This window comes from Alteromonas sp. ABD4_190, assembly GCF_056160105.1.
In genome coordinates, this window is record NZ_JBSWWN010000001.1 from 1,948,087 (window position 1) to 1,962,136 (window position 14,050).

The window sequence follows — 14,050 nt, forward strand, 5'->3', positions numbered from 1 at the left end:
TAGCGGTTGTTGAATAAAATGTGAGACAACCAAACTAATATGCATCTTTAAATTAGAATAAATTCACTAAAAAATATACCTTATTGAGATAATTATCACTCATTAGACGAATATTATATTAGCCTTTAGGATAAGGCCGTTTTGGCGTTTATTAGAAAGTGTAGATTGGTGCAGGCGGCATTGACGGAAGCGATGCTCGATTAGTGGCACCTAGTGTGCCTCGTCAGTTTGGTGTGTTGGTGTTTAAACATTTCTAACGATAAAAAACGCGGCCTAACATAAGATAGGCCGCGTTTTAATTTAACGTTTAATAGTCTTTCTTGGCTTGCTCTTTACGCGCTTCGATATTCTGGTGCAACGCATCTAACTGAACAAAGCTTTCGTACAATTCAGGATGCGTAGCGATAAGGGCAGCCACGTGCTTAAAGGCATCTTTGCGCTGTTCCCTTGTAAGGAATACGATGTGATCATCTGTCGGAAGACGACCTATATCAAAGCCGGGGGCAGAAGAAGACATTACTGCCGTTTGCGTTGCGATAGCACGAAAATCTTTCAAATAACGTGGCTCACATTGTTTTTTGGCTATCTTCGACCCTATCGGACGTTTATAGCTACACAGTACATCGTACTTAGCCGTCTCGTTGATGGTGTTATATAAATCTAAAAATTCGAAGCGTTGTTTATCAAACACATTTTTAAGCTGAGCAATGGTTTTCTGCCCTGCAACCTCTATTCGCTCCATGCTCTCTTTATCCGATTCTGGCTTGCCTGTTTGGGCAAGCGCAAAGCCTGACGCAGAAAGTAAAAAAACAGTGCCAAGCGCCTTAAAAACAGACGAGAGTGAAGCCATTGATGCGTGTTTCATAAAAGGTCCTTTTTTTAGATGTAACACAACACTAGCAAGCGCCCAATTTTTAAGCAAGTCGCTTGTACTTTAGTCGATAGCAATTACATGTAGCTTTGAGCCAACTGTGTTATTTGCCATTCATTCCTTCTTCTTCACGCGCCTTAATGCGTTCATGAAGTGCGTCTAGCTTCAAAAAGCTGTCTAAAAGCTTTTGATTGGTCGCTACCAAAGCTGCAACGTGTTGATAAGCTTCTTCACGGGTGTCTTTAGTTAAAAAGCGCAGGGTATCGTCGTTGGGTAGGCGGTTAAAGTCGATGCCTGGTTGCGTTGACCAGGTCTGCACCGCTAAGGCACGAAAATCAATCATGTATCTGGGTTCGCACAACTTGCGGGCAATTTGGCTGCCGGTAAACTTGCGCCATTTGCAAACCACCTCGAACTGGGCATCTGTATTAACGGAATTGTATAACTCAATAAACGCCATTTGCTGCTTCTTAAATGCGCGCTTTAATTGAGGCGTGGTTTTCTCGCCCTGTACGTCTATGGTTTCAACAGACTGCTTATCGGGTTGAGCAAGTACAGGCGTGTGCATGCTTATGCATAAAAAGGCGGCGCTAAAAAACACGGATACTTTCTTCAATGATTGCATAACGGTTTCCTTTTGCATTAGTGGCAAGGAAACGCTAATCAGTGTTCATTTTTCAATCAAGTTAATTAAGATTAAGTCTTCGTGTTTTTTAAGATACCAACATACTTAGCTGCATCACTTTGAACACCTATAACAGGTGGGCAACAAGCAAGGCGTTAAATGTAAAAGCAAAAGGTAGCCGACAATTAAAAGTTGACTACCCTTTTTTAAATAAAGCGCTTTAATTAAAAGCTATACGAAGCACTTAGCTGGGCGTTAATGCCCGCACCGTAATAACCCACGGTGTGCAGGCTATTGATGTACTTCTTATCAAAGATATTATTGATGTTCATGCGAACGGTTAGGTTTTCAGTAAACGCTTGCGATGCATAAACATTACCCAAGAAATACGCACCTTGCTCAACGTTATAATCGACATTGCTTATCTCAGACTGCCAACGACCGCCAAAGCCTACTTCAACCTCTGGTGCTTGCGGCACTGTGTACGCTAGCTGGAACGTAACTACGTCGCGTGGTGCCCATAGGTTAGCATCATTACCTTGCTCGTCTTCTACGTCGATAGCGGTATAAGACGCGTTAACACGCAGTGCATCGGTTACCTGCCCCGCCACTTCAATTTCAAAACCATCAGACTCTACCGACACGCCTTTATAGTAATACTGTAGCGTTTCTGGGTTAGTGCCAGCGTAGGCGGCTAGGTTATCTTGCTCTGCAGTAAAGTAAGAAAGCGTAGTTAATAAACGGTCGTCGAACCATTGGGCTTTCACGCCCGCTTCAAAGTTTTGACCTTTGGTAGGGTCTAGGTACTGGCCGTTAATGTCGTACTGTTCTTGCGGCTGGTACACATCTGAATAACTTACGTACGCGTTCACATCTTCAGTTACCGCGTAAGTGGCACCAACGTAAGGGCTGGCTTCGCTTTCTGAATTATCGATAACCGCGCCAGCGTTTTGCCCTGTACGCTCAAAATCAATAGCGTTGAAACCAGCAATAACATGCATTACATCGGTAACGCTAAAACGCGCAGAACCGAAGTAACGGGTTAGGTTTTGCTCGATGTTTGAATACTCAGCAGCAGCTAGCCAATCTGGCTCGGCAATAGCATCTAACGCATAAGGGAACGCTGGTGTTGGGCCATAGGCAGGAGTAGCAGCGTAATCGAATGCATGAACGAAAGACACATCATCGCTAGTAGCGTGGCTTACCCCAAAGTTCACTTCATGATTGCGGCCAAATAGCTCGAAATCACCAAATATACGGCCTTCTACAAGGTGAGAATCGCGCTCTGAGTCGTAACGACCCGGCCAGCCAACAAGGCCTAAGCCAGTGTCTTTATCAATTGCACCGTAGGCGTAAAAGAGTTTGCTTTGATCTTCAAAGTCGCGGTAGTTATAGCTAAGCAGAAGCTGCCAATCGTTGTCGAACACGTAGTCTAGCTCTACAAACGCATTGGTGGCTTCGGTATCCCATTTCGACCACTCTTGGGCCGTGGTATCGCTAATGTCCCACTCGGCTTGGGTACCATCAGTATAGTTAAATACTAGCCCGCCCCAGGTGTTGCCGTCGGTATTCGCATCTTGATAAGACAACCCAAAGGTTACGGTAGCGTTGTCGGTTAACTGACCGTCGATAACACCGTACACAAAGCTGCGATCGTTCTCTAATCCATCTAGGTGTGACTCTTTATCTTCAACGCTTGCTACTACGCGGGCTGCCCAGCTGCCGTCTTCAGTAAGCAGCATTGAATAGTCGCCCTGCACACGCTTAAAGTTGTACGAGCCAATGCTTGCGCCAATTTCACCGCCCTCTTCATTGGTTGGGCGCTTGCGCACATAGTTAATGGTACCCGACGCATTACCCACACCAGTTAGCAGGCCATTGGCACCACGAATAACTTCAATTTCTTCATAGCCGTACGCTTCTACAGAACCGGTAACAATACCCCAGTCGTTCGGCAGACCAACACCGTCTATTTGGGTATTTTTAATTTCAAAACCACGGGCTGTGTAGTTGGTACGGTTAGTTTCCCACTCTTCTACGTTAATACCCGGCGCAAGCTTTAGCGCATCATTAATATTAAACGCACCAAACGACTGCATTAAGTCTTCAGACAGAATGCTAATAGACTGCGGCGTTTCGCTAATTTCCATGGTTAAGCCCGTTGCACCGCGGCTAACGCGGTTTTGACGAACGCCAACAATACGAATTTTTTCAACATCTGCTTCTTTAACTTCTACCGTATCGCTTTGTGTAGTTTGCGCATTTACCGACAATGCAAACGCGATAGGCGTTAGTGCAAATAAACTGCTTAGTTTCATGGTTTTCTCTGCTATTGGTTTTGAAGGGTTGTATGTTTTCGGGGCAGGAGTATAAAACACCTTAAGCTTAATTTAAATGATAATTGTTACTATTTACAATTCAACAAGAATGTTTATATGCTTTAAGAAGGATGATTTGAGTTTACTTACTAAATGATTTAGAAATAGACACTCAACGGATTGGCAATAAGTTAGCGGTTTGACCCAAAATATAACGTACTACTCAACTAACGCTTCGACACTTGCGAAACAATACGATAGCGTACCCTTTGAGTCTGTTCACAAAGAATGGTTATACGCCATACCTAAAGAAGGAATGGTGCTGGATGTGGGTGCAGGCTCTGGACGTGATGCGCGTTATTTAGCCTCAAAGGGTTTGGGTGTGGTTGCGGTCGAGCCCGCAACTGGCATTAGAGAGCTTGCGCAAGGCTATACCGTTTCAAACCCAATTCACTGGATATCAGATACACTACCCGAACTGACTGAAGTTTTTCGCTTACAAACTAAATTTGATTTAATACTTCTAAGTGCCGTTTGGATGCACCTCGCGCCATCGTCACGAGAACGGGCTTTTAGAAAGCTATCTTCTTTGCTAAAGCCTAATGGCAAGTTAATTATCTCGCTGCGACATGGCAACTGCGCTGACGAACGTACCATGTACCCTGTTTCAGCAGATGAACTTGCTAAATTTGCTAGCCAGTTCGGGCTTACTTATCGACTGCTTACTCCTGAAAAGTCAAACGATGAGCTAGGTCGCGCTAATGTTCAGTGGCAAACGGTTTTACTGACGCTGCCTGATAATGGTACAGGTGCATTTCCTTTAATCAGGAATATCGTAATAAACGACAGTAAATCATCAACGTATAAGATAGCACTATTACGAACACTGCTTAGAATCGCCGAAGGCCATCCAGGCGCTGTAATAGAGCAAACAAACGAGCATGTTGTTTTACCGGTTGGACTGGTGGCGCTCTATTGGCTGAAGCTTTACAAACCCTTAATTGATAAGTTCGAAATGCAGCAAAACAGCAACTCTAGTAGAGGGTTGGGGTTTATCAAAACTGACGGCTGGCAGCAGATTACAGCCTTTTCCAGTAATGATTTTTATATTGGCGCGCACTATTCAGATAGTGCAACGGTACAAGCGATTTACCGAACCCTTAAAGACATAGCATCGACTGTAAAAAACATGCCGGCTAGATACATTACGTTACCCGGCACTGATGAAGGTGTTTTTCATGTTGAACTTAATCAAACTCGAAAACCTAAAATCGACCTTCTCTTAGACTTCGATTTTTTGTCTTCACTGGGTAAGTTCTATGTTCCTACTCATATTTGGGATTCATTAACGCAGTTTAGCGTATGGATAGAGCCTACTTTGATTATCGAATGGTCTTCTTTAATGGCTGGGTACAGCCAAAACAAACAAAAGCCACTTACTAAAGCAGATTACCTAAATGCACTTAAATGGGACGATCCAGAACGCACCACTTCAAGGATTCGAAAGCGCGTTAACGAATTACTAGAAAGTGAAGATGTTGCATGCTGCTGGTCAGGTAAGCGTTTGAGGCTATCTAGCTACGCTATCGATCACGCGTTTCCGTTTGCACGATGGCCTAACAACGACCTGTGGAATTTGCTACCTACTAAATCGAGCATAAACGCCAACAAATCAGACAAGTTACCCACTGGTTTAAAGCTTTCTAGTTCTCGTGAACAAATAATCTCTTGGTGGAAGCAAGGCTGGCAGAATAACCAAGCAGAATTTTTCAGCCAAGCCAATTTGGCTCTTCCGAATTTAAGCCCAAGCAACACTAACTTTGATGACGTATTTGAAGCGTTCGCGCTGCAGCGTGATCGTATTAAGGCGTTGCAACAGTTGGAGGATTGGCGATGATAATGAACAAGCTAATACAACTGAGTAAATCGCAGAAAAATGCGTCTTACCGAGCGCTTGAAAAAAGTCGCATATCTTTTTCTATTACTTCCCAATCGTACAATATCTTCCTGCCACCAAACGGGCGGATATAGTGAACGCCTTGAATAAGCACAGTATCAATCAACTGCTCTCTTATCGTTCGGGCATCATATTTTATCAATCTAGCCAACTCTGCAGTTGTTACATATTTAGACATAGATAGTTTCACTTTTGCCAAAATTAGATGGTAACTTTATAAATGGAATGCGACCAAGCCGAAAATGCCACTCAGAGTGACAAAATAGCATCCTGGATGACATTTTCAACTATTTTTCTATTTAAGAGTTGAGATTAAGCAGTTTGATTAAGTGTAATTTAGCTAAAATGATGGGCGAGAAGAAAATGAAAGTCGCAGATGTGGCTAGGGAAACTGGTCTCAATAGGAACACGATCACCCTTCTCTATAAAGAAAATGCCACCAGAATTGACATAGAAGCTTTAGAAAAAATATGTGATCTATTTAACTGCAATGTTGGCGATTTGCTCGAAAAAGTTAAAGACGACTAAGAAGGGTGTCGGTAATCGCCTTGTGTAGAATTTAAAATTTCTCGAATTACATTGTGTTCGACATGAACACCTAACGCATCCAGTGCTATGTTGGTTGCTTCTTCTTTACAACCATTTTTGTTTTGCTTTAGAACCTCTACAATTCTTTCTAGAGAGTGAACCAATTCTTGTTCTTTCATCATAGCTTCCCCTAAACGTTCCTTAGTACAGTAAAGTTCTTCATCGAATATATGTCAATATAAATAGATTACAGCACCGTCTAATACCTTCTTAATGAAAATAACACCATATAAAGCCATTTAACAGATATTCGGTATAGCTGTCTCGCGCGACATTGCGATACAATGTTCATATAAAGAGGAGGTCATTAAATGACTGTAGAGATATATAAAGATTTCACATTTGAAGCAGCCCATTTTTTGCCTAATGTACCAAAAGGTCATAAGTGCGGAAGACTTCATGGACATTCATATAAAGTTCGCCTGTATCTGAAAGACGACATTGATGAAACCGATGGGTGGTTCATTGATTTCTCAGATATTAAATCAATCGCAAAGCCTATTATTTCAATGCTAGATCATAATTATCTGAATGAAATCGATGGATTGGAAAACCCAACCGCAGAGGTAATTTCTATATGGATATGGGATAAATTAAAGCCTTTATTGACACAATTGAGCGCGGTAGAGATAAAAGAGACTTGTACGTCTGGGGTTATCTATCGTGGCTAACGACTGTAAAGTGCACTTTATAACAAGTTGTACACAATCAAAGTCTACAAAACTAGGGAAACCAGTCTCTTTATCTGAGATCAGAAAAACTGGAAGCATTAATGTTAGTAAGTGGCTTAATAAGTTGTTAGATAATAGCCCAAAAGCAAAAGCGCTAAATGTTTACACTGGCGACCATTGGTCTGTAGCAAAGGATATATTCAACAAATATGCAGACGATTTATGGATTTTATCGGCCGGGTACGGACTCATAAATGCAAATTGCCAAATAACAAAGTACGATGCAACATTTGCCACAGGTTCGAAAAACTCTATTGGTGCTAATTTCGCTTTGGACCTCCCCCCAAATGAACGAAATAGGCGTTGGTGGAACGAACTTGTTGAAATTAACCATGTCTCTTTATCGATTGAAGACTTATTTACCAATCATAAAGGCGATATATTCATTATTGCTGCTGCCCCAGCCTACTTAAAAGTAGTTCAAGAAAGCATAATCAACTGTATCTCTGCTGGAGTTATTGATGCTGACCACCTTTTGATCGTCTCGAGCGATATTCATAGTGCGCTTAGTACTTATTCGGTAAAAACGAAAGAAAAACTACGAACACATAACAAAATAAAAGGTTCACTCATCTCGCTTAACAACAGGGTCGCGAGGTATCTTCTGAAAGAAGGACAAAAGAACCAATTTAGTCTTTCTAAAATGAAAAAAGCCTATGAAGTCATAGAGAGTGAAATTCAAGATGTAATAAGGCCTCCTGTTAAAAAGCTAAGTGATGATGAAGTACTGGAAAAAATAAGAGTTAAGCTAACTCTCACGACTGCTACAAAGACAAGTGCTTCTGTACTTCTTAGACAGTTCAGAGATGAAGGTTTTTCGTGCGAACAAAAGCGTTTCTTTAGACTATATCAAAGCGCAAACAACACTAAATGCTAGTTAGAGAATGAAAAAAGTTAAGTTTTACTTTCCCGACAGTCACGATTTTGTCGACCCTACGTTTGATTTCCTTACTGAAACAAACAATGAATACCGAGTTATCCAGAGAGATGACAAATACGCCCATGAAATTTTCTCATCGCCTGTTTATGATGGAATTCTCGTATCAAAAGCTATTGTAGAGGGCTTGAGTGGAGTAAAAGGTAGATATTCTGTAGCACAAAGACAGCGCTTTTTTAGAGAAGGGATTTATCGCTTTTTCAGGCTACCAAGATCCTATGAAACTATTGGCGACTGTGGCGCTTTTAGCTACGTAAAAGAAGAACAACCACCATACACTGTTGAGGATGTGGCAGAGTTCTATACAAACTCGGGAATGACCTATGGTATCGCGATGGACCATATCATTTTTGACTATGAAAATGATGACGTTAAAACACCAAAGGTCGTAGACGAGCGCTTGACTGAATGCTTGAGAAGAAAAGAGCTAAACCTAGAGAACGCTAGTAAGTTTTTGAAGGTATCAGAAAATGAGCCTTTTACGCCTTATGGAGTCGCTCATGGTTGGAATCCGACTTCCTACGCTGAATCAGTCAACGAACTCCAAACAATGGGGTACTCTAGGATAGCTTTAGGGGGCATGATTCCCCTCAAAACTAAAGATATTCTGGACATCCTGAAGCGAGTAGAAACAGTAAGGAATAAGACAACGCAACTGCATTTACTTGGGATTAACAGGCTTGAGTATATCACTGAATTTTATAAGTATGGTGTTACCAGTTTCGACTCTACCTCACCGTTAATGCAAGGATTAAAAGACGAAAAGTTCAATTACCATACCCCAACTCATAAGTATACATCGATAGCAGTCCCTCAAGTAGACGCTAACAATACAATGAGGAAACTTGTAGCTAGCGGCACTGTAAGCCAAGAAGAAGCTTTTAAATTAGAAAAGCAATGCTTGGATTTAATTAATAAGTTTGACAAAGGGCTCGTTTCAAAAGAAGAAACATTAAATTCACTATGCGAATATGAAAAGCTATATCTGAAAAATGCGCATCTAAAAAGCAGAAGAGAGTTAATGGATAAGGTGTTAACTGACGCACCTTGGAAAAGCTGTCCTTGCGAAATATGCCAAGATATTGGAATACATGTCATTCTAAAACGAGCTGCTGCGCGTAATCGCCGGAGAGGCTTTCATAATCTTTACAACGCTTACAACACAATTAGCAAAGAATTAGAGAAAATTTCGGAATAATAATGAAAATGCTGACTATACCTGCTTTGAAAATAAAACAAGGTCCCAAGAGAGAACTTTTCAGCTTCGCGATCAATGGAAAATCTATTCAAGAAATCGCTTCTATTTCTCGGGTTAAACGTGAAGAGAATAACCTAGCCGGGTATCAACGCCCAGAAGTGTCTTCTCACATTGGAGAAATTGCAAGATATCTAGAGTCAGATAACCCGATGATTCCCAACGCTATTGTAATAGCATTTGATGAACGGGTGTCCTTTACTCCTTTGTCGACAGACGGTACTTTTGGTGAACTTAAAATCCCACTTGTTGACGGAGAAGAAACAAAGCCTGGTTGGGTGGTGGATGGTCAACAGCGCTCTGCAGCACTAAGAGAGGCAGACTGCGGTGATTTCCAAATGCCAGTCTCGGCTTTTATAACAAATGATACGCAAGAGCAAAGAGAGCAATTTATATTGGTAAATTCTACAAAGCCTTTACCTAAAGGGTTAATTTATGAATTGCTACCATTTACTGAAACAAAGCTTGCCAGACCTTTACAGAAAAAACGGTTCCCTGCAAAGTTGTTAGATGAATTGAATTATCAGAAAGCGTCGCCCATGTATCGGATGATCAAAACCGCAACCAATCCTGATGGGAAGATTAAAGACAATTCTATTTTGAAGTTAATTGAAAGTAGCCTTACAGAAGGTGCGCTTTATAGGTTTAGAGATTCAGAAACAGGCGAAGGCGATATTGACTCTATGTTTACGTTGTTATGTAACTACTGGACAGCAATAAGCGAAGTATTTCCTGAGGCTTGGGACGTAAACCCTAAAGATTCCCGATTAATGCATGGTGCAGGCATCTCAGCAATGGGACATGTGATGGATGCAATATACGACCGATATCATTCTGAAACTCATGACGCTTTAGTATCTAAAGAGCAATTCAAACAAGATTTAGAGCTATTAAAACCATATTGTAAATGGACTAATGGATTCTGGGACTTTGGTGTCGACCACAAAGTAAAATGGAATGAACTACAAAACATCTCTAAAGATTTACAAACTCTTACCAATTACTTGTTACGCAAGTATCGTAATGAAGTATGGAGATAAATGATGAGTAGAGTAGTCGTGGTTTATTCAGGCGGTATGGATTCTTTTACCGTTCTTCACAAAGCTCTTCATGCCGGTCATGAGGTTTATGCTTTATCATTTAATTATGGCCAAAAGCACAGCAAAGAACTCATCTGTGCCCAAGAGGTTACCGAAGAACATTCTATTCCGCATAAAATACTAGATATCCAAAGTATAAGCTCCTTGTTCACTAATTCATCGTTGGTTTCTGACCAAATCGACGTACCAGAGGGCCACTACGAAGCCGACAATATGAAATCGACCGTAGTGCCGAACAGGAATATGATCTTACTGTCTCTGGCTATTGGGTACGCAGTAAATATTGAGGCCTGTGAAGTATGGTATGGAGCGCACTCTGGTGATCATGTGATATACCCAGATTGCCGACCGGAATTTGTTGAAATCATGGATAAGGCTTCCAAAATAGCTAACTTTGAGCCAGTCAAAGTATACGCACCATATCTCAACTCGGATAAGATCGGCATCTTAAAAGATGGTTTAGACATGGAACTAGACTACTCAAAAACTTGGACGTGCTATAAAGGTCGCGATAAAGCTTGCGGCAAATGTGGCTCGTGTGGTGAAAGACTAGAAGCGTTCAAATTTCATAGCAAAATCGATCCCTTAGGTTACTCATCAGGTGCTAACACTAGTTACTAATAAAAATGGACTCAATAAGAATTTAGTTACGAAAAATGTTTACACAAACTCTTACTTTTCAATTACTTTAGCGTTATCGTTTACGGGAAGTGGACAATTGCGTCAAAATCGCTTGGTACTTATACGGTCAGTATCCCTTGGTAATCACACTAATTCACTTAAGTGAATTAGTAAGACTTAATCTGACAGCACCCACTAAAAACTCGGGTAACTGTCAGATTTTATTTTGATGGCTAAACATCGCTGGTAATTTATACCTTCTCCAAACTACAAATTAAAGCCCTTACAATCGAAGAACTGCCCTTTCCATCTGGGTAAATAATATTCTTATTTATATCTTTAACCGCATAATATGATTGATGAGCAGCACTTTTGTTACAAAAAACAAAATAATCAGCTGTTTTTACCAAACTCTTTAACTTATCTGTGGCAACCTTGTCATGGTTTAAAATGACATCAACAGAGGGAAACAAAGTCCTAAGGATTTCTGCAGCTCGTTTTCCTGCTTTCTCCGTAAGAGTAGAAATACCAATTTTTTTGCCCTTTAATCGTTCAAAATTCGTATTGAAAGATGCATTGTTATTTTGAGAGCGAAGTTTCTCGAATAAAAGGGACTCGGGCGAAAGTTGCTTTTCTAGCCAAATAAGCACACTTTGTGTATCAACTTCATATTCATCCCAATGGTCTGCTGCAAACGATCTTATTTTGGGCCATATTCCAAATTTCAAATAATTTTCGTCTTTTATTGCGTAGTCAAATAGGGACTCAATGAAATCAATTACCACTCCAAGTGACCTTCTGCTTAACTCGACGGTCAGTACCAAGTCAAATGCATCCAAAGCTTCCTTGTATTGAGCTTCAGAATGGGGAGTTTGCAAAAAGTGATGAATCAGGTCCTTAAGGAGAAGAATTGTCGTTAATGAAGTCTGGTCGTCGACTGAGATTAGTTCAATTAAAGATAACCAAAATTCTGAATCCGTTTTAACTTCTCGTTCTTCAATCCACCTTAGGAGGTGCGGTGATATGTCTCTAATTTTCTCAGGTTCACTACATTCCTTTATCTTATTAGTAACCATATCTAAATCGAAACCTTCCGATTTTGATTCCATAAGAAGATCGACGTTAACTGAACGTTTATACCCATTAGAAAACCAGGTATTCCAATCCAAAGTAGGATGTACTTCAGAATGAGGCAAGCCATTTGTTACTTCTTCTTCCTGGACATCCTTAGATTCATCATTAACACCATAAACATAGTCTTCGTATTCATTCCATTTTTTTCTCAGAGGAATGCACGATTTTATCTCTTTTCTAATTTCTAGCGGCAGATTATCAAGCCAGTCAAGAATTTCGGGTATCTCACTGGACGAGCAATTTTCAGCATAGCGAAATAAAGCACTGGCTGTATTTACGTCTTTAGGGCCCGCTAATAAAGATTTGAACTCTTCGCTGAAAGATTGCTTCACTTTGAGTGTTAGTGCTGTCTTCTTTATTAAAGACTCTATATTTTCAATCCAAGGCTTTTCTATAAAGTCAGGGATTACATCAACTATATTTTCTACGCCCAATATAACATTCAGCAAAACCCAAGATTTCCAATCGTCTTGGAACCTCGATTCCCTCTTTAATGCCAGCTTATTTGTTAAAAAGGGCTGGAACTTGTCTAACTTAGCCCTAACTAACATCAAATCCATCTCTTCAATACGGACTTCGTCTATTGCCAAAGTTTTTGCAATGGCTCTAACTAAAATGTGATAGATGCGACTAGGAATTATTCCGCTTACGTAATCTATTAAGGAGTCATGGCTAAGTATTTCTTCCCATTTTGACTGCGCATAAAGAGACTGCAATTCGAGACTGAGAATGTTTCTATGACTGAGTTTTCCAGAGTTTTTAATCTCAGCCAAATAGCCTGTGATTAAATCAGAATCTTTATGCCTGCAGGCAACAAAGAAATCCCTTAGTATGCGGCCTACAGGCCTTGATGTATTCGGGTTAAAAGCTGGCTTAATTTCGAATCTTTTAGATATCTGAAGTAATTTCGCAATTACATACTTAACACTTTCAAGTTGTTGATCTTTGTTTGAGTGCTCAAGGAGTTCAAATCTAACGATTCCATGAGGAAAAACCTGTAAGGCATCTTTTTCGTATTCAAAAGAGGGGTGCCGAATTATACGACAATGACTCGTATCAGAAGTACCCAAGGCAAAATGTAAACTGTTCCTTAACTCCATTAGATTTTTGCGGTCGTCACTAAATCCATAGAAGTAAAGAACATTGTCACTATATGATGCCAAAAAGAAGGGGCGATTCCCCTGTAACTTGTCCTTAGCATCTATTATCAACGGATAGACTGTATTTAGCAGATCATCACTGTTAGGTTTATCAACTTCGATAAAGTTCTCATAACTGAAGAATGTTTTCAGCCAACTACCCTGCCTAAAAGAAGTCATGCTCATCTTCGTCATCTTCTATGTTTGAAACATGTTCATCATTAATAATTGGATTGTTAGGCTCGATTGCCCTAGGTTCAAAGTGATAGGATTCTTTAAATTCAATCCTCGCACTTGAAAGTTGATGCTCATCTCCAGTGAGTGAAAGCATCTCTTCATTTTTGCTAGCGCCTGAATAGGTGAAGTTCATAGATCCCTTTAAAAAGCATGACTCTGTAAGAAAACCTTTTATATGAACTTCTTGGCTTTCACATATTCCGAAGCCAACCTCTTTGCCAAGATTAGTCCGAAGTCGATACAGAGCCGCATCGTTAATAGTGTCTTCCTTTACTACTAAATTTAGGTGACATCCGCTCTTGACTGCAGTTTCTAACAAATCAAGAAAACTTACCTGCCTAGCCCCCCATTCTGGGTTTAAATAACTCCAATTACCTGACCTATTGTCCAAAACGTCAAAATCAGTTAACCATGCAGTTACCAACCATAAATTCTGAGGCACAATGATTACGCCAGCAAAAATGCTCGATAAAACTTCTCTTAATTCTCTCTTGCCAAGAAGAGATTTCGTCATTATGTCCCTAGACGTTAACTCGA

General features: G+C 40.5%; 14 protein-coding genes. 7 read left to right on the top strand and 7 right to left on the bottom strand.

Features of this window, described 5'->3' with window-relative positions; all coding sequences use genetic code 11:
* Positions 1-307: 307 nt before the first annotated feature.
* From ACXAFM_RS08580 to ACXAFM_RS08590, 3 genes are all read right to left on the bottom strand, one after another.
* Complete coding sequence (locus ACXAFM_RS08580) at positions 308-865, bottom strand: hypothetical protein (protein ID WP_474834162.1); 558 nt, start codon at positions 863-865, stop codon at positions 308-310.
* Positions 866-974: 109 nt separating this feature from the next.
* The gene (locus ACXAFM_RS08585) at positions 975-1,496 is read right to left on the bottom strand and encodes a hypothetical protein (RefSeq protein ID WP_474834164.1); all 522 of its coding nucleotides are present in this window, start codon (positions 1,494-1,496) and stop codon (positions 975-977) included.
* A gap of 224 nt (positions 1,497-1,720) precedes the next feature.
* Positions 1,721-3,814 (bottom strand): TonB-dependent siderophore receptor, encoded by a 2,094-nt coding sequence (locus ACXAFM_RS08590; RefSeq protein ID WP_474834166.1) that lies wholly within the window; start codon positions 3,812-3,814, stop codon positions 1,721-1,723.
* A gap of 199 nt (positions 3,815-4,013) precedes the next feature.
* Here ACXAFM_RS08590 and ACXAFM_RS08595 point away from each other — a divergent pair, with 199 nt between their 5' ends.
* Positions 4,014-5,711, top strand: a complete 1,698-nt coding sequence (locus ACXAFM_RS08595) for a class I SAM-dependent methyltransferase (protein ID WP_474834168.1) — start codon at positions 4,014-4,016, stop codon at positions 5,709-5,711.
* Positions 5,712-5,757: 46 nt separating this feature from the next.
* Here the strand turns inward: ACXAFM_RS08595 and ACXAFM_RS08600 are convergent, their stop codons facing one another.
* Positions 5,758-5,949 carry a hypothetical protein gene (locus ACXAFM_RS08600; protein WP_474834170.1) on the bottom strand — a complete coding sequence of 64 codons (192 nt, stop codon included), beginning with the start codon at positions 5,947-5,949 and terminating at the stop codon, positions 5,758-5,760.
* A 167-nt stretch (positions 5,950-6,116) separates the two neighbouring features.
* Here ACXAFM_RS08600 and ACXAFM_RS08605 point away from each other — a divergent pair, with 167 nt between their 5' ends.
* A complete protein-coding gene (locus ACXAFM_RS08605) occupies positions 6,117-6,299 on the top strand; it encodes a helix-turn-helix domain-containing protein (protein WP_474834172.1) in 183 nt (60 codons plus the stop codon).
* Here the strand turns inward: ACXAFM_RS08605 and ACXAFM_RS08610 are convergent.
* Complete coding sequence (locus ACXAFM_RS08610; protein WP_474834174.1) at positions 6,296-6,481, bottom strand: hypothetical protein; 186 nt, start codon at positions 6,479-6,481, stop codon at positions 6,296-6,298. The genes ACXAFM_RS08605 and ACXAFM_RS08610 overlap by 4 nt on opposite strands.
* A gap of 189 nt (positions 6,482-6,670) precedes the next feature.
* Here ACXAFM_RS08610 and queD point away from each other — a divergent pair, with 189 nt between their 5' ends.
* Genes queD through queC form a run of 5 tightly spaced genes read left to right on the top strand, consistent with a single transcriptional unit; the run spans position 6,671 to position 11,003 of the window.
* Positions 6,671-7,030: a 6-carboxytetrahydropterin synthase QueD gene (gene queD / locus ACXAFM_RS08615; protein WP_474834176.1), complete on the top strand. Its 360-nt coding sequence runs from the start codon at positions 6,671-6,673 to the stop codon at positions 7,028-7,030.
* Positions 7,023-7,967, top strand: a complete 945-nt coding sequence (locus ACXAFM_RS08620) for a hypothetical protein (protein ID WP_474834178.1) — start codon at positions 7,023-7,025, stop codon at positions 7,965-7,967. Before queD ends, ACXAFM_RS08620 begins: the two co-directional genes overlap by 8 nt.
* A gap of 7 nt (positions 7,968-7,974) precedes the next feature.
* Positions 7,975-9,225 carry a tRNA-guanine transglycosylase DpdA gene (gene dpdA / locus ACXAFM_RS08625; RefSeq protein ID WP_474834180.1) on the top strand — a complete coding sequence of 417 codons (1,251 nt, stop codon included), beginning with the start codon at positions 7,975-7,977 and terminating at the stop codon, positions 9,223-9,225.
* Positions 9,226-9,227: 2 nt separating this feature from the next.
* Entirely contained in the window at positions 9,228-10,322 is a 1,095-nt protein-coding gene (gene dbpB, locus ACXAFM_RS08630; RefSeq protein ID WP_474834182.1) for a DGQHR domain-containing protein DpdB, read from the top strand.
* Positions 10,323-11,003: a 7-cyano-7-deazaguanine synthase QueC gene (gene queC, locus ACXAFM_RS08635; protein WP_474834184.1), complete on the top strand. Its 681-nt coding sequence runs from the start codon at positions 10,323-10,325 to the stop codon at positions 11,001-11,003.
* Between the two features lie 251 nt (positions 11,004-11,254).
* Here queC and dpdD read toward each other — a convergent pair whose 3' ends face one another.
* Together dpdD and dpdK are read right to left on the bottom strand one after the other, a co-directional pair.
* A complete protein-coding gene (gene dpdD, locus ACXAFM_RS08640; protein WP_474834186.1) occupies positions 11,255-13,462 on the bottom strand; it encodes a protein DpdD in 2,208 nt (735 codons plus the stop codon).
* Positions 13,443-14,027, bottom strand: coding sequence for a phospholipase D-like domain-containing protein DpdK (gene dpdK / locus ACXAFM_RS08645; protein ID WP_474834188.1), 585 nt, complete (start codon positions 14,025-14,027; stop codon positions 13,443-13,445). The genes dpdD and dpdK overlap by 20 nt, the downstream gene beginning before the upstream one ends.
* Between the last annotated feature and the right edge of the window lie 23 nt (positions 14,028-14,050).